Annotated in this window: 12 protein-coding genes and 1 tRNA gene; 2 read left to right on the forward strand and 11 right to left on the reverse strand. The window is 51.5% G+C overall.

What is annotated here, in order from left to right; all coding sequences use genetic code 11:
* Nucleotides 1-540: 540 nt before the first annotated feature.
* Nucleotides 541-1794, reverse strand: coding sequence for a tyrosine-type recombinase/integrase (locus SH302x_RS27385; protein WP_479366329.1), 1254 nt, complete (start codon nucleotides 1792-1794; stop codon nucleotides 541-543).
* Nucleotides 1795-1921: 127 nt separating this feature from the next.
* Nucleotides 1922-1995 (reverse strand) — tRNA-Arg (locus SH302x_RS27390).
* A gap of 896 nt (nucleotides 1996-2891) precedes the next feature.
* Between SH302x_RS27390 and SH302x_RS27395 the strand changes: the two genes are divergently transcribed.
* Complete coding sequence (locus tag SH302x_RS27395; protein ID WP_479366330.1) at nucleotides 2892-3656, forward strand: glycosyltransferase family 2 protein; 765 nt, start codon at nucleotides 2892-2894, stop codon at nucleotides 3654-3656.
* A 3-nt stretch (nucleotides 3657-3659) separates the two neighbouring features.
* Here SH302x_RS27395 and SH302x_RS27400 read toward each other — a convergent pair whose 3' ends face one another.
* The 9 genes from SH302x_RS27400 to SH302x_RS27440 form a co-directional block, all read right to left on the reverse strand.
* Nucleotides 3660-4589, reverse strand: coding sequence for a hypothetical protein (locus SH302x_RS27400; RefSeq protein ID WP_479366331.1), 930 nt, complete (start codon nucleotides 4587-4589; stop codon nucleotides 3660-3662).
* A gap of 253 nt (nucleotides 4590-4842) precedes the next feature.
* A complete protein-coding gene (locus SH302x_RS27405; RefSeq protein ID WP_479366333.1) occupies nucleotides 4843-5004 on the reverse strand; it encodes a hypothetical protein in 162 nt (53 codons plus the stop codon).
* Nucleotides 5005-5090: 86 nt separating this feature from the next.
* Nucleotides 5091-5768 carry a hypothetical protein gene (locus SH302x_RS27410; RefSeq protein WP_479366334.1) on the reverse strand — a complete coding sequence of 226 codons (678 nt, stop codon included), beginning with the start codon at nucleotides 5766-5768 and terminating at the stop codon, nucleotides 5091-5093.
* 253 nt (nucleotides 5769-6021) lie between these two features.
* Complete coding sequence (locus SH302x_RS27415; RefSeq protein WP_479366336.1) at nucleotides 6022-7002, reverse strand: hypothetical protein; 981 nt, start codon at nucleotides 7000-7002, stop codon at nucleotides 6022-6024.
* Nucleotides 7003-7069: 67 nt separating this feature from the next.
* On the reverse strand, nucleotides 7070-7582 hold the full coding sequence (locus tag SH302x_RS27420) for a hypothetical protein (protein ID WP_479366337.1): 513 nt from the start codon (nucleotides 7580-7582) through the stop codon (nucleotides 7070-7072).
* A gap of 56 nt (nucleotides 7583-7638) precedes the next feature.
* Nucleotides 7639-8691 (reverse strand): DUF1573 domain-containing protein, encoded by a 1053-nt coding sequence (locus SH302x_RS27425; protein WP_479366338.1) that lies wholly within the window; start codon nucleotides 8689-8691, stop codon nucleotides 7639-7641.
* 391 nt (nucleotides 8692-9082) lie between these two features.
* The gene (locus tag SH302x_RS27430; RefSeq protein WP_479366340.1) at nucleotides 9083-9643 is read right to left on the reverse strand and encodes a class I SAM-dependent methyltransferase; all 561 of its coding nucleotides are present in this window, start codon (nucleotides 9641-9643) and stop codon (nucleotides 9083-9085) included.
* 2 nt (nucleotides 9644-9645) lie between these two features.
* Nucleotides 9646-10962, reverse strand: a complete 1317-nt coding sequence (locus tag SH302x_RS27435) for a glycosyltransferase family 4 protein (RefSeq protein WP_479366341.1) — start codon at nucleotides 10960-10962, stop codon at nucleotides 9646-9648.
* Between the two features lie 36 nt (nucleotides 10963-10998).
* Nucleotides 10999-13227, reverse strand: coding sequence for a serine/threonine-protein kinase (locus SH302x_RS27440; protein WP_479366342.1), 2229 nt, complete (start codon nucleotides 13225-13227; stop codon nucleotides 10999-11001).
* 383 nt (nucleotides 13228-13610) lie between these two features.
* On the opposite strand from SH302x_RS27440, the gene SH302x_RS27445 reads away from it, so the two are divergent.
* A complete protein-coding gene (locus SH302x_RS27445) occupies nucleotides 13611-16778 on the forward strand; it encodes a GDSL-type esterase/lipase family protein (RefSeq protein ID WP_479366344.1) in 3168 nt (1055 codons plus the stop codon).
* Nucleotides 16779-16793: the final 15 nt, after the last annotated feature.

A 16793-nucleotide genomic window follows, 5' to 3' on the forward strand; every position in this document is an offset into this window, starting at 1 on the left:
GCAAGAGGCAATCGTTGATCTGAACAGGAGCCGGTGCTTAGTGATGAGTCGTATGCAAGCTTTGCAGAAGAAATCGTAAGTATCTTGCTTTAGCTAAGCACTGGCTTAGCAAGTGTTGGTACGGGCTGTCATAAGCGGACCGCAATTAAACGGTAACCAAACGATTCTGATCGATGCAAAACTACGCGTGCCTGCCTTTTTCGCCAGCTTGCATTTCGATAGCGACACAGAACAAGTTACGTGCCAGTCGACCGTTAGCCGCGGCAATAGGCTTAAATTTGAGCTTTAAATCCCAAGACACCGTCAAATTCGGCGGTGTTGTTGGGCCTAAAAGTAAGATTCACATTGACCCGAATGTGAAAAGAGAGCACACCGAGAAGCCGAGTTTTACCTAGTCACTTCATCGGTCGCTATGACTGCCAACATTATTCGGTTGGCGCTCATGAAAGGCAAGTGAGATTTGCGTAAAATCGCAGACTTCTGACAACAGTTGGAATCGTCGGTCCAAATCGGCCTTACCCCACATGGAGGTGACTTGGTTCAGCCGTTGGCTTCCATCATTTGCTTCAACTTTTGCAAATCGCGCTGAGCATAAATCTGCGTCGTCGAAAGTTGGGAGTGCCCCAGCACGATACTAGCAACTTCCAGCCCCATCTCTTTACGTACCTGCGTCGCGACCAAGTGCCGAATCTGATTAGGGCTCCATTGATGACGGCGTTGCCAAGCTTTGCCGTCTGCTTCGGCGAGATTCTCTGGTGCGGGAAAAGCTTTCTCGCAGGCTCGCGAAATTGCGCGGGCGTAACTGCAGCGATCGTAGTGATCATTCGGTGGTTTGGTCCGTGTTCGCCGACTGGATCTTGTAAAGCTTGAGTAGCCTCGGTGATTGCCCTGATTCTTCGGCGTGCGGCGTAGAGTCGATCGCTCCGCCAGCCTCATTTCTTCGGAACGAATTGGTGAGAACACATAGTCGGTAGCCGATAGTCCAGTGATGTGCTTGCTTATGATTTCTCTTGCGCCGGGCCCCAAATACATGATCCGGAACTTGCTTCTATGAGCGTTTTTGTGATCCTTTAGGGAAACCTCCCACGGCGTTTCGCTTTGGTTGATGTCACCTACTCTCAGATTGCAGATTTCCGATGGACGGCAGCCAAGGATTAGCTGCAACTGGACCATGTCTTGGACAACCGGTGGCAGAAACGGTATCGTCTTTTCAACTGTTGCACGTTCTACGGCCTCAACGGGCTTGGATTCCTTGACGTTCGCAAATCCTGCACGTAGTCCGGCGACGCAGTTGAGAGTCTGAAACGTACTTACGTGCACCAATTGTTCCGAAACTCCCCACTTAAAGATTTGCTTGATGCTGCCTACGTTTTGGTTGATGGTCGTTCGGCTGAGGCCATCGTCGATCATCTGCTGGCGGATCCCTTTCAACTGGACTGGGCCGAACGCGTCGACATCCTGCAGTGCATAGGGACGCAGCATTTGCGCAATCTGTTTGAACTTGAAGTATCGGCTGCTTTTGCTGGCAGTCCCATAGTTCATTTCGGCATGTTTCAGAAATCTCACCAGCAGTGTGGCTAGGTCAATAGCATCGCTGGTGTGCACGTTGCGCGTTGGTCGTCCGGAGGCTAACCACTCGGCGACTGTGGCATCATAGCGACGAAGAACGGCTTGAGATGGAGTTCTTTGGCTGCCCCATCTACCAAGATACTGATCGCGGCCAGCGAGGGTGACGACAGCATGGCCGCTGGCATGTCGGCGAAGTTTTGGAATGGAACGGGTCATTTTGGGCATGGCGGATTTCCTACCTTTAAGGTTTTCCCAAAACGGTACATACCGTTTTGGCTGGAAATTAGCGCCTTGCCGAAGGACGGCTGGAAACAAGCGTTTGAGCCTTGTTTTCGCTAGGTATTATGAGCAGTACCCCCAGCAGGATTCGAACCTGCGACCTCAGCTTTAGGAAAGCCGCGCTCTATCCAACTGAGCTATGAGGGCAACTAGGATTTTCTTGGGTTTATTGACTTCTCGTAAACGGTTTGCCCCCGAATCTGTCCCCGAATTCGTGCCGCAGACTAACCCGTCTAGGCAAAATTCCAAACTATCCGATACGCGAATAGTTTATTCGATTTTATGATAAAGGCACAACCATGTAACGCTACCTTTTTACAATAAACATGCAGGCGGCGGTCTGTCGGAGGCGGATCCAAGAGATTCATTCGGGCCCAATAGGAACTGGGATATCGCGCGACCGGCGGTCCTCTGTGGATTTGCTACCGATCGCAAATCGAATCGAATACACATGCTAAGTGAGTTGGCAATGCGCGATCATAGCGATGAGTCTTTCAATCCTTATCTGGCGCCGGAGTCATCAGCGCCTTTGGCCACTTCGCTGAACAAACTTGCACGCGATGATTGCTACACGACGCTGCAACTTGTTGCCACCTTATCGGCACTAAATGCCTCTGTTTTCATGGCCGTTCTGTCCGTTGGGATGTACATCACGTCAGGTAACCTCGCGACGAGCGGACGGTTCTACGCTGGCTTAACGATCGCAGTATTCTCAATTTTGACCTGCTGGGTTGCTTGCAAGCGACGCGATTGGCGACAAACAAGACGGGATAAGCGATTGACCTTTTATCAATGCATTGCAGTCGCTTTCTGGCCAATATGCTCAACAGCATATCTCATTTGGCTCATTGAGGTGCCCTACGGTCAGTGATATTGCTCTTTGAAATCCAACAGACCGAAGATACGGCAAAGGGGGTTAGCTCAACTCTAGAAAATCGCATGCGGCCGAACAAATCTGCTTGAGCCCCGATTCGTCTGGAGGCGTATTGTTGTAAACTAAGGGCTTTCTCACTTCATTTACTTCCGATCGACGGCCTACAGCCTTGAAAATCTCCATTCTGATTCCTGCTTACAACGAAGAAAAGACAATCGGCCAAGTGCTTGATCGTGTGCTCGCCTTGCAATTGGGGGAGCTGGAAATCATCGTCGTCAACGACGCTTCAACCGATCAGACGGCCGTGGTCTTGGACGACTATGCAGCAAGATTCGCGAACATCCAAGTCTACACGCAACCGAAGAACCAAGGCAAAACGGCCGCCATCCGACAAGCCATCGAACTGTTCTCGGGAGATGTCGCGGTGATTCAGGATGCGGATCTGGAATATGATCCAAATGAAATCATCGATCTCGTGCAACCCATCTTGAATGACCAAGCTGACGTCGTCTACGGCAGCCGCTTTATGGTCAAGAAAGCTGCCAGAGTTTTGTACTTCTACCACTATCTGGCCAACAAGTCGCTTACATTTCTATCGAACATACTCACCAACCGCAACATGTCCGACATTGAGACGTGCTATAAAGCCTTTCGTCGAGAAGTGCTCAAGCCGTTGAAATTGCAAAGCCGAGGATTCGGTATGGAAGTTGAAATCACAGCGGCCATTTGCAAGACCAATGCAAGAACTTACGAAGTGCCCATTTCGTACTACGGGCGGACTTACGAAGAAGGCAAAAAGATCGGTTGGATCGACGGCGTCGAAGCGATTTGGTTTATTTTGTACTTCAATCTATTCTACCCTTGGACGGGTAAAGCTAAGTCGTACTATGCTGCCGTCAATGAAGGTTTAGCCAAGCGTCTGCTGCAGTCATGACGGCTATTGCTCCAAGAACTTGCGCATGCTTGTTTCGCTTCTGAGCACGGCGGCTTCATCGGGCCACTGAAGTTCTTTAGCGTTGAATTGAAGCCACTGGAATTCCTCGATACCAATCGATTGCACCGGATGATGAATGCCAGAGCTGAGCTCCTGCCGCATCCATGATGTCTCGCGATTGATGCGCTTAATACGGCAAAAACCATGTGCGTTCTCCAATTCGCTCTCAACCTTCCGATAGACTTTGTTGACACCTTCGGCGCGTTTAAAAAGCGTCGTGCGTACGGGCAGGACATAATGAGGTGAGTACCAAGTAATCATGAACATTCCGTCGTCGGATTCTGAGCCCTCAACGATACGGACCGTACCATCGGCGAGCTTTTGTAGCGTTCGCTTGACGTCCGTGCGCAGCGATTGTTGCTTTTGAAATTCAATTGACTGGTCTACGTACTCTGCGGGCGGAACGCGACTGAGTGAGTCTCCAAGCCCATCAACGCCGATATGTTCGACTCGCGGAGTTTCCGTGTCGGCAAGGCATTCCCAGAAGTTCGCCTTCGACATTCTTTGCGGATCGTAGTTGGCTGGAGTCATGCTACCGTGTCCGTCTCTGAATACCAAATAGGAGGAGTATGAAGTAAGTTTTCGTTCTGGACCTTTATATCGCTTTACCAGTTTTACCATCAAGCAGCGTTCCGCTTCATAATCGATGACCAATCGCATGGTCGCTTGATTCTCGCTTTCTAACTGAGTCAAGCTCGGATCATCCGGCGCTGTGATTCCTGTGCTGTTGACGATGACCTCGGCATTCTTAAACTCCAGTCGACTGAGCAGGGCGGCTTCCATTAAGCTCAATTCATCTTGGCCCGATGCGCTAGTAAGGCAAAGAATCAAAGCGAAGGAGAGGAACAGTCCTTTCCAAAAGTACTTTACCATCGTTGAATCGTTCCTTTAAAAAGACCCTTCTCACTCATCACCGCCTGCGAAACTATTTTCCTAGGTACGTGTCTCCATTTGTCGATAGTATATCACGCAAAGGCGCGAAGCTCGCAAAGAAATAAGAGGTGCAGACTTGGCGAGCTTTGCGCCTCTGCGTGAACAGCTTCAGTCCCAGGATTTACCTTGAAGCTAGCGCTGCCCTAAGCTTTCCGGTGGTGGCGATGGGCGGAAAGTGTGTTTAGGTGCATGATTACTTCTGCTCCATGAACTTACGCATGCTGGTTTCGCTTTTGAGCACGGCGGCTTCATCGGGCCACTGAAGTTCTTCGGCGTTGAATTGAAGCCAAAGCAATTCCGTAATACTTATCACTTGCACTGGTTCGTCTTTGCCGGTCAAAGGATTCGGGGACATTGACGCCCTTTCTGATTCAATCTTTCTCGTACGACAAAATCCGTCGACGTTCTCCAGCGTATTCGATTGGCTTTTGAGTAGAACATTCACACCATCTTTGCGCTCAAAAACTGAATACTTCGTCGGCACAATAAAGTTCGGATTGTGTAATTCCGTACTGAAGTATTTGTCTTGGATGCGTCTCCGAAGATGAACTGAATGCTGCCTGCACGATTTCGTGACGTCGGCTTCACTTGCTGTTGAGCGACTGTTTTCCGGACATTCTCGATTCGTTGCTTGCAGTATGCATCTGGGGCTAGATTCGAAAATGCATCGGAGCGATCAGACAGTCCTAAGTACTCAATGCGAGGAATCATGCTCGTGGTAAGTATCTCCCAAAAGATTCCGGGGCGAAGTGGAGCGGAATAGGGCGTAGGGTCCATCAAGCCTTTACCGTCCTGAAAAACGCAGTAGGTGAGTGAGCTTGAAAGCTTACGCTCCGGACCGACATGCCATTGCTCAAGGTTCACCATCAAGCATCGTTGGGCATCATAGTCGAGCAAGAGTCGCATGGTCGAGGTGTATTCTTCTTCCAAGTCCGTTTGTTGCGTCTCGTCGGGTGATTGGATGCTAGTTGTTGCGCAGATCACTTCGGCATTCTTAAACTCAAGTCGGCTCAGGTTTGCTGCTTCATACATACTAAACCAATCTTGGCCCGATGCGCTAGTAAGGCAAAGAATCAAAGCGAAGGAGAGGAGCAGTCCGTTCCAAAAGTACTTTACCATCGTTGAATCGTTCCTTTAAAAAGACCCTTCTCACTTATCACCATCTGCGAAACTGCTTTCCTAGGTACGTGTCTCCATCTGTCGATAGTATATCGCGCAAAGGCGCGAAGCTCGCAAAGAAGTAAGTGGTGCAGACTTGGCGAGCTTTGCGCCTCTGCGTGAACAGCTTCAGTCCCAGGATTTACCTTGAAGCTAGCGCTGCCCTAAGCTTTCCGGTGGTGGCGATGGGCGAGAAGTATATTTAAATCCGCGATTACTTCTGCTCCAAGAACTTACGCATGCTGGTTTCGCTTTCGAGCACGGCGGCTTCATCGGGCCACTGAAGTTCTTCGGCGTTGAATTGAAGCCACTGGAATTCGGTGACATGCAACTCGTGGCCAGGCTCTTCGATTCCTGTGTCACGGTCTATGATTCGAGCCATTGTTTCGGTCTCCATTTTTCGGGTTCGGCAGAAGCCAGCAACCTTCTCAAGCGTATTTCTATGCGTCAGATAGACTCTGTTTTCGCCATTTTTTCGTTGGAATATGTTGGACTTTGTAGGTAACACAAAACCGGGGCTATAAAAGATAGTGCCGAACATCCCGTCCTCTACCTGCGATCCGGACAAAACACGGATGGTTCCATCCGGGAAGGTCTGCAAGGTAGGCTGCTCCTTGGACCGCGTCTTTAATCGCCGGTGTAGGTCGATCTGCTCATTGCAAAAATCAATGGGCGACGAGTGTGAATACTCTCCCAGTGCATGAGCCAGTCCGTAGTATTCAATACGAGGAATCATGCTCTCGGCTAGAACCTCCCAAAAGACGCCAGGACGGTGCGAATCCGTATACGGAGTCGGATCCATCACTCCTTTGCCATCGCGAAACAAGCAGTAGGTTAGGTAGCTTGATTGCTTACGTTCCACGCCCACATACTTTTCTTCCAGTTTAACCATCAAGCATCGCTCTGTTTCGTAATTGATCAACAACCGCATGGTAGAAGTGTATTCTTCTTCAAGATCAGTTCGTTTTGGATCGTCTGGTGCTGCGATAATTCTCACGTTGCAGATGACTTCGGCGTTCTTAAACTCCAGTCGACTGAGCAGGGCGGCTTCCGTCAAGCTGAAGGCATCTTGGCCGCGACAGTGCGAGGCAGACGCTTGCAACAAGGAAAGCAAATAGATAGAGTAAGCTAGGATCTTTTTCGTCATGTTAACGCCCCCCTTAGAGAGCAGTTCCTTGTTTGTGAAGTCGTTCATGTCCCGTTGCTCTGCGAAGTAGTAAATCTCGTCTGGGAGACCTCGCTAGTCGAACCGCATTGTGACACTAGCCACCATAGCCGTCACCGTAGATGCCGCCATAACCATTGCCGTAGCCACCGCCATTATCACCACCGCCGTTGTAGTCCCCGCACCAGGGATGCCCTTGCGGGATATGCTCATCAATGTTTGCCGGTTCGACAGCAAGTGGGACTGGCCGGCAATGAAGAATTTGAGGATGATTGTTACCGAACGGTTCGCACCGGCAACGTTGCTTTAAGCCACAATAAATCGGAGGAGTGTCGGCCTTGTCGCGTTCATTCAATCCGCCTAAATCGCTATTTGCTTGCTGAGCGTCACGGACCTCGTTAGTCGTTTTAGATTTGTATAACCAGCCGCAGGTGTATCCAGGGTCAATTCCTGAGCATCGTTCTAATCTCATGTCATCCGGCTCGCTGGTTGCACACGTCGGAGCAATGTCCTGACAATTGAAAGGCACGTTAATATAGCACCAGTCAGCCTTTGAGGTGCTGCACATAGCTGACGCTGCCAGAAGCGATAACCCAATGAAAGTACGCATAGCGGTCTCCTTCGAGAAGTTTAGGGCCGAGACCCACGGTTAGAACAAACAGTCGACTACAAATCCAAATCCAAAGTGTGTTCAAAGACGCGATCCGAAGTCTCGATGATGATGTCGATTGAACGGGAAGTTATCGCCGCTTTCGGATCACGTGCCGATATTTCCAATCGATAGATCCCGCTGGTAATGCGTTTGGTCTCAATCTGGAATGTTTTCGATTCGTCGTAGATCTGGAGCAATTGGATCTCTGCCGAGTCGTCCGCTTTGGATTTGCCGTGGTTGAGTCGTAGGAAAGCGGTTGCGTACTTTTTTCCAGTCTCTGGATCGGTAGCAAAAGATAGCAGGCTAGGGGAAACGGAAAATGGCCGCTTCCTAGCCAGAATAACCGTCAGTTTCTCTTTGCGCGGATTGTCTTTGGTAAAGAGTCGCATCTCGCCAAGGATCGGTTCGTTCTGGATCAGTTGCTGGTTGACCCACAGACGCGCCACAGGCTGTTGATCCGAGAGTAAAATCTTAGAATCAACAATGGGCAAGGTCGCATCATATTCCAATTGAACTGTCCGCAGGTCGACATCATCCGTAATCTTCAAGGGGATTTCGAAGTCGAAGGCTCGCGACGCATCGGGCTGCTCTTGTGCTTCCAAAGTTACCGATCGCGACTTGAACGCAACGACATTCAATAGTTTTCCGCTAAAGATGAATTCCAGCCGTGTGACCTTGCCTTCGCAATGGATAGTGGTCGAAATCCCACTTCCATCACGGAAACGCTCTGCTGGGAATTTGATCAATGCATAGCTGAATCCGCCGTCAGGTACCACTTCTTTTGGCACTTGGATGTCGGTGCACTTGCAACTGGCGCTGACTTCTTTCAGCGATAGTGGTTGTCCCGATGTATTCTTGATTTTGATAAAGCATTTCGCATCGGCTTTGAAATCAACTTTGCCGAGAAAAAAGGGACTCATGACGACTTCGCTATTGGACTGCGAGACTTCGCAGTCAAACGTGAAATCAACAGTCGGCGTTTTCGGCGGCTGAGGGATCTCTTGGCCGCTGGACGGTAACGCCTGGACCAATACCAGTAATCCGAGGAGAAGGATGCTCTTTGCCATGCGTTCTACCCTGCACAAGCGAAGCTTTTTAGAAGATTTTTGTCATTGTACAGAGAGAGAGAGAGAGAGAGAGAGAGAGAGAGAAGGGGGGAGCGGAAAATTGCGTAAAATTTGTTGAAGGTTTCGTTAAACCGCGTTGGGCATCGCCCCGCGTTTGTTCTTGCCGGAACTTCGTAAAGCCAATCATTCAATGTCTGACAGGGTTAGTGATGTTGGCTGGTTTCATGCGGACGCAGTTCCGGCTGGGTAGGCTTTACTTGTTCCGGCCTACGTCGGTAGGTCGTGACGCGGCCCGATGGGCACGCGGTTAAACGAAATAGGCGACAGATTAAGCGAAGGCAGGTGAAGTGATGTAGCGCATGCTGTCCGTGGACTGGATGTCAATGAGTACTTAATTGCAAGTCGGTTTCCAGAGGGCAACCACGGTGGGAACTGCTGGCGGAAGTTGTGTGTCCTGTTCGCTGAGCAAGATCCGGAAGCCTAAACTGGATAGCCGCTGGGCACTCCATACAGAGCGATGCGTCTCGTAAGGATTGCCGTGTGCGGGGCCTTGAGCCATTGTCATCGCAGGGGTTATGACCACACAACATCCATCGCATGCGACCAATGGTTGGACCGCCTGCAGTACAAAACTTGCCGTGTCGTCGTCAAAGTGTTCAATCACATCTCCTAACAAAACCATGTCATATGTTTCTTGATGATGAGCCACAAACTGTTCGATGGTTTGGTTGAAGATCATGTCATACAATTGCCACGTCGGGTTGCGATATTCGCTCCACACTTCGACGCCCACGATAAAAGTCTTCCAGGGTTGAACACCCAGATCGATCCATTGTCGCGCGGTGGCACCCAGCATGCCAAAACCCATGCCTAGGTCCAGGATCCGTCGAGGCTTTCTCGCGATCATTTCCGCAGCGATTGTTGGAATTGCCGCATAGCTTCCAATGGGCATGGTTAACTGGCCCTTTCTGCCAGCGCGTTGCGTTGCTCGGACCACAACTTATGCAGCAAGTCTTCATACTGTTTGGCCATCGTGCTTGCGTAGCCACTTTGTTCTGCAAGCAGATGACCGTGATTCACAAGGCTGCGGCGAAGGCTGGGTGACATTTGAAGTTTGTGGATGGCTTGAGCGATCGAATTCGCAGTAGGCTGGACGATCAAGCCATGCACAGCATCTTCCACAAGGTCAGCGATCATGCCATAGTTAGTGGCAATGACCGGTACGCCACACAGCATCGCTTCCATTGCGACTAGCCCGTAGCCTTCGAGAGCCGATGGCATGACGAGAGTATCCATCGCGGCATAGAGATCGCCGAGGTGGTCGCGGTCGTCAACGAAGCTGAAGCGGCCCGGTAGCTTTTGAATCGCATGTTCAATCAGTTGAGTTCGCAGATGGCCATGTCCGACGAAGAGCACTTTGACATTCGGCGGTAAACTGGCGACGGCATCGAGGATCAACTGCGGATTCTTTTCATCGCTGAATCTACCGACGAAACCAACTACGAAATCTTGGCTAGTAAATCCAACTTCGCTGCGACATCGCTGGCGCGGTTTGGTGCGTACCAATCGTTGAGGGTCGACGCCATTGAGGATCACGCTGACAGGCCAGCCTTTACAGACGGTTTTGCGAACGTGATCGGTGACTGCAACCACATGATCGACCGCTGGTCCGATGCCAGCCATGCGGGAGGCGGTGTAATGGCCGTCACCATGGGCAACAAAAACGGTCAATGTCGGCTTGGCCGAATTGATCCATTCGGCAATCATCGACGACTGCAGGCCTGGGTCGGAGATCAGCAGTACGTCACATTCCTTGGCCACGGCAATCACGCTTTCCTTGCCGCCAACTTCGATCGGCATACCCAGTCGTTCGACTTGGCGATGATCGACCCAATCGGTGAGTACCACGGTGCGAATGAACTGCAGCTTTTTCGGGTCTGCGTATTTACACAGCGCGGCGAGCCAGTTTTCAATACCTGCAGGAATCAATGCGGCGTTGATATGAGCAATCTTCAAGGGGCGATCAGCTTGTTGGAGACGGTCGCAGGTTGCCGTGGGAACTAAGTTCGTTGGATCGGCATAGGCGGATTGCTTGGTATACATCATTTGGGACATATACATCGCTTGAGCGATAAGCATCTGTTGCGGAGAGTACATGGCAGCGTGGGCGTACATCGCATTCTGGGCGTACATGGCTGGTGCCATATTCAATGATTTTTCAGGACTGGCGAGTTGAGCCGCGTACATCGCGTGCAGAGAATATTGACTCATCGTGGTGCTGTTCGTGGTGATGGTTTGAGCTGGTTGTTAATTAGAGTTGAAGGGCTTTCCACGCAGGAATTTTGCGGACATGGGGCTGGGCTTCATGAAGTCTGCGGAGTCCGCGTCGGTCGATAGAACGCTGGTCAGTGGTAACTGTTCAAAGGTGCGAAGAATCATCGGGTCCGACGGAGTGATATTCGCTAGCCATTGGTTGCCAGCGAACCAAGCTTGGTAACGATCGGTCGAACCGGATATGGTGCTCGTCGAATTAGATAAAGCTACGACATTGTTTTCGACTCGGATATCTTGAAGAGTAGGGGAGTCGTTAAAGAAAAAGGCGTTAGCGACTTGGCACAAGGAGTTTGCGCGAAATCGAACTCGTTCTATTTGGTTTGCGATGTCAAATCTTAAGCTTAGCCCGCCCAGGCCACGATACAGCAAATTGTTTTCGACCTCAACGTCACGGACTGGTCCTTGTATTACAAAAGGGATACCGTAATCGATACTGCAGGCAGCGATGCGACAGTCGTTAACACGGACAAAACGAACTGGTGGCTCTTGTGCGTCGTGTGAGCCGATGACGATGCCCACGCCGCCGCCGCTGATCTGGCAGTCGGTGGTCGTGATCGGAGCCTCAGCAGTTCCGCTGGCTCCTAAATCGAATCGTATGCATTCCACTGACGTTTGCTGCGGAGAGATCGCAATCAATTCGAGTCGTTCGAGTTGAGTGCCGGGGCAATGGCCTGAGATATTGATACCGATTTGCCTGGGACCAGTCTCAAAACGCAAGTTCGAGATCTTTACATGAGCGACATTTGAAATCCGAAGGACTGGTGCGTCGCCAGAGCCATGGAGGATGGCACCGGGCTGTCCGATAATGGTCAGTCCCGATAGTCGCTGGCCGTCGAATACTTCAAAGGGGCCTGTGTAGATGCCAGGGCCGAGTTCGATCGTGATGTTGGGTTTGGCGATGGCCAGCGCAGTTCGTAGCGAAGATGCTTCGCCATTATCGGAGCTGACATAGATCGTTCCATCGGCCATGGGATCGGCGGCTAAGTCGATGGGCAGGCCGATGGCAGATTGAATGCGAGACGGACGCGAGATTGCAAAGTATGCAATGACAGCCACCGCAGATAATCCGATCAAGGAACTGGCGAGCCATGAGACCGTCTTTGTTTTTTTCTTCTGTGTTCCGGTAAGCTTCTTCTTGATCCGATGGCTGTTGGAAAAGTTGGAGTTGGCTGCCCAATCAATCAAGAGTTGGGCCACTTCGTTGGCGGAGTCGGGGCGATCACCGGGTGATTTCGCTAGAAGTTGAAAGACTAGTTGCTCGAGTTCGTCTGGAATGGTGGGATCGATTTGATGCAGCGCAGTGGGGGTCAGTTCTTTGACACGTTGGGCGCATACTAGCGAAGTTGGTCCATAGAATGGGCTGCGTCCAGCGATCATGGCATAGAGTACACATCCCAAACTAAACAAGTCGCTTTTAGGCGTCAGTTCGCGTCCGTCGACCTGCTCGGGCGACATATAAGCTGGAGTGCCGACAACGTCATCAATGCTTGTGATGTCGGAATTTTCGACGATGACTCGCGCCAGTCCAAAGTCGGTAAGTTTGACGCGTTCTACGCTGTTCTCTAGCAGTACATTTCCCGGTTTGACATCGCGATGGATGATGCCGCAGCGGTGAGCGGCCGCGAGACCTTCCGCGATTTGGGCACCGATTCGCAGTACATCTTCGATCGCCATCGGAGCGGAATTTCGAATCCGATCATGCAGCGTTTTGCCTTCGACATATTCCATGACCAGATAAGGTACATCGTTTCGATCGTTGACCGCGTGAATGGTAACGACATTGGGATGATTGATGCTTGCGGCCGTACGAGCTTCGCGGAGAAAACGTTTGCGCGAGCGTTCGTTACGAGCCAATCGGTCGGACATGACCTTGATCGCCACGTTACGGTGAAGCGACTTGTCAAAGGCGCGAGCGACGATGCCCATGCCGCCAGCACCCACAATGTTCAGCAGCGTGTAGCTATCCATGCAGCCGAGTTTGTCGCTTGAATTGGTATCTGGGTCAAGATTCAGCAGTCGCGTAAGTTCCTCTTCTTGTCGGCGTCGCGGCGGATCTGGCTGGCGGTGCGGCGAAGGCGAAGGGGTGGGGGCAGCAGGGCCATGCATGGGGCTTTGATAGTGAGCCGTCGCCGATTGGTTGACCGCAGTTGGTTCGGAAGGCGAGTTGCGTTCCGGTTGCGAAGGATGTTTTGGGTCGCTCATGGAAGAAGCTGTTCTGGAGGGATGCCGTTGGGCTGCAAAACATCGTGAGGAAATATTTGACGGTTCGATTATAGGTCAACCCGGTCGGAAGTGCTACGAGCTGCCTTGATTGGTTAGGGCAGGTCATTTTTTGAATCCAGGTCAATCAGCCGTTGAGCGTTAGCTCACGGTTTCCACGAGAACCGATGCTAACGCATTCCGGCTAATCGTGCAGACTGAAAAACTGACTTGCCCTGCCTTGATTGGTTAGGGAAAACGAGGGCTGGGTTCGCACCGGCCAAATTTTTCAAAGCGGAACACATCGCTTGAGCCATTGTTTATAGAATAACGCGGTGAGTTCGCTTCTAGTACGGATCCTCTTCCATAGGCAAAAGTTGTCCAGCATGTCTCTCTTAATTTCAAAACGTTTATTGTTGATTGGGTTGTTCCAGGCTTGTCTTACGGTTCCGATTGCTTTGGGACAAGAGTCTGCAGTGGCGGGAGCAGACACGTTGGCCGGTGCAGGAGCGGAGCCCGTTGTTTTTACAACTCAGCAAGACCACCAAAATATGCGTGAGCAATTAGGCATCGAAAAGTTGCGACCCGGGCGCAGCAGTGATGAAAGTTCGCCGAACGTAGCCAACTATGACGAGGCCAAAGCGAATCCTTATCCAGATTTGCCCGAGTTAATGAAGATGTCCGACGGTCAGCGGGTGACGACGTCGCAGCAATGGTTGCAGCAGCGTCGGCCTGAAATTGTGGAGCTATTGGAAAGGGAAGTTTATGGTCGTGTGCCTGAGAATGTTCCGGTTGTGAAATGGGAAGTTCGGCAAACGCGTGAGATTGATGCAGGAGGGCAGAAGGCTATTCAACAGCACATCGTGGGCGTAGTAGATAACTCCGCTTGCCCAGAGATTATGGTGAATATCTCGATGTCGTTAACATTGCCCAAAGAGACTAATGGACCAGTGCCGGTATTGATGTCGTTTGGCAGGACTCCATTCGAACCTTCCACGTTCAATTTTGGGGGGCGTGGTGGGCCAGGTGGTCGCGGTGGGCAGGCTGGACCTCGGCCAGCATCGCGCGAGGACAAATTGATCGCGGCCGGTTGGGGCTTGGCGACGATCAACCCATCTTCGATTCAGGACGATGCTGGCGGGTTTGGACGAGGCGGATTTGGACGGAATACGAATGCGAATGAAGAAGTCAAACCGACAGGGGCAGGCTTAACGCGTGGCATTATTGGTTTGACCAACAAAGGGCAACCACGCCAGCCAGATCAATGGGGTTCCTTGCGAGCGTGGGGGTGGGGAGCATCGCGGGCCTTGGATTACTTCGAAACGTTGCCTGCAGTGGATGCCAAGAAAGTTGGTATCGCCGGTGTATCACGCTATGGCAAAGCTGCCTTGGTGGCGATGGCGTTTGATGAACGATTCGGAATGGGTTTGATTGCTTCGTCGGGAGCTGGTGGAACGAAGTTGTATCGACGCAACTTTGGAGAGAGTTTGGAGAACCTGGCGGGCTCGGGCTCTTACCATTGGATGGCGGGCAACTACATCAAGTATTCGGCGGAAGAGTCGAGTTTTGGCAGCCGGACAGCCAATGATCTGCCAGTTGATTCTCACATGACATTGGCATTGTGCGCGCCGCGATTGACGTTTATTAGCCATGGCATCCCAGAACGCGGCGATGCCCATTGGCTGGATCATCAAGGCAGCTTCATGGCGGCTATTGCAGCTCAGCCAGTATTCCGATTGTTGGGTGCCAAGGATCTTGGACGCAGCGACGATTACAAGACGGAAAAGATGCCAGGAGTGAATGTTGATATGCTTGATGGACATCTTGCCTGGCGTCAACATGACGGAGGGCACACCGACGAACCAAATGTCGTTCACTTTATTCGCTGGGCCGATCGGATGTACGGTCGACCCGCCGCAAACTACGACGACACGCCTCCTCAAACTGAACCTCCGGCTCCAGCAGAGCCAGCTCGGGAGAATGCTGCACCGACGAGTGCGATCCCGCGAAACGACCCCAATTCAATTTTGGCTCATCAACAGTTGATCGAAAAAGCCAAGCAAGGCAAGATCGATGTTTACTTTGTCGGTGATTCGATCACGCGTCGCTGGGGTGCAACGGACTATCCGCAGTTCTTAAGCAATTGGAAGCAGAACTTCTTTGGTTGGAACGCTGCCAATTTTGGTTGGGGTGGGGACACGACGCAGAACATTCTATGGCGGATGCAAAACGGTGAGTTGGAAGGCGTATCGCCGAAAGTGTTTGTGCTGCAAGCGGGAACCAATAATCTGCCTTGGAATGGTCGAGCGGATAAAGCGAAGGAGCAGGAAGTTGTCGCGGGGATTGCGTCGTTGATCCAGTTATTTCAAGAGAAGTCGCCCGCATCGAAGATCGTGTTGACGGGTGTGTTCCCTCGCAGCCAGAATCGAGAATTGGCGGCAAGCATCAAAGCGATCAACGAAGAACTTGCCAAGCTAGCGGCTGAGAAGCAAGTGCGCTTTATCAATATCAATGATCGATTAGCGGACGAGGCAGGCGTGTTGCTGCCTGGTATGTCGGAAGATGGTTTACATTTTACGGAGAAGTCTTATCAAGTTTGGGCCGATGCGCTCAAGCCTGTGTTGAACGAGTTTATCGGCGCGCCGGCAACACAAGATCAGGCTCCTCCACCAACGGGCGATCCAAGTGCTCAGAAATCGCCACTCGCAGAACCTGCTCAGTCGCAACCGCGATGGACAACGCCCGGTGGAGCAGATGTCCCGGAGGCAGTTCGTATCAAGCGACCTACGCTAGCGGAAATCAAGGTCGTAGAAGAAGCGATGAACCGCTTTATCGAATCGGCAGATGCCCAGACCAAGGCGATCGTAGCTGAGTACCCTGCTTTGGTGGGAGTCCAACCTCCCAAACCCAATCCGGCGATTGTTCCGAGCTTGGCTCCGTTCTTTCGTCAGAAACATCAGGCGAACGTGGCGGTAGCCAAGCAAGGTGATGCAGAGCTGCTGTTCATGGGCGACTCGATTACCGATTTTTGGCGCAATACCGATGGGCCGTTCGCAGGCAAGCCAGTTTTCGATAAGCACTTTGGACATTGGAAAGTCGCTAACTTCGGAATCTCTGGGGATACAACGCAAGGCGTGTTATACCGTTTGCAGAACGGGGAAGGCGAAGGTTTCGAGCCTCGAGCGGTCATGCTCATGATTGGCACGAATAACACAGGTGGTCATACGGCTGCGGAAATCTCCGAAGGGGTGGGAGCCGTGGTGCTTGAACTGCAGAAGCGTTTTCCAAAAGCCAAGATTCTGCTGCTCGCGATTTTCCCTCGCGGTGCTGCTGGTGACGGAGTGCGAACGAAGATAGCAGAAATCAATCAAACGATTGCCAAGTTGCATGATGGTCAGAAAGTTCACTATATGGATATCAGCCAGGTGTTCTTGGATTCAGAAGGTAACATCCCCAGGGATGTGATGAGCGATGCTTTGCATCCATCGGCCAAGGGCTATGAAATCTGGGCCGAAGCGGTGAAGGACAAGCTCGCTGCCTTGATGGCCGAGTGATAGCTCGCGCAGCTT

The sequence above is a fragment of the Njordella calcicola genome (genome assembly GCF_056494125.1).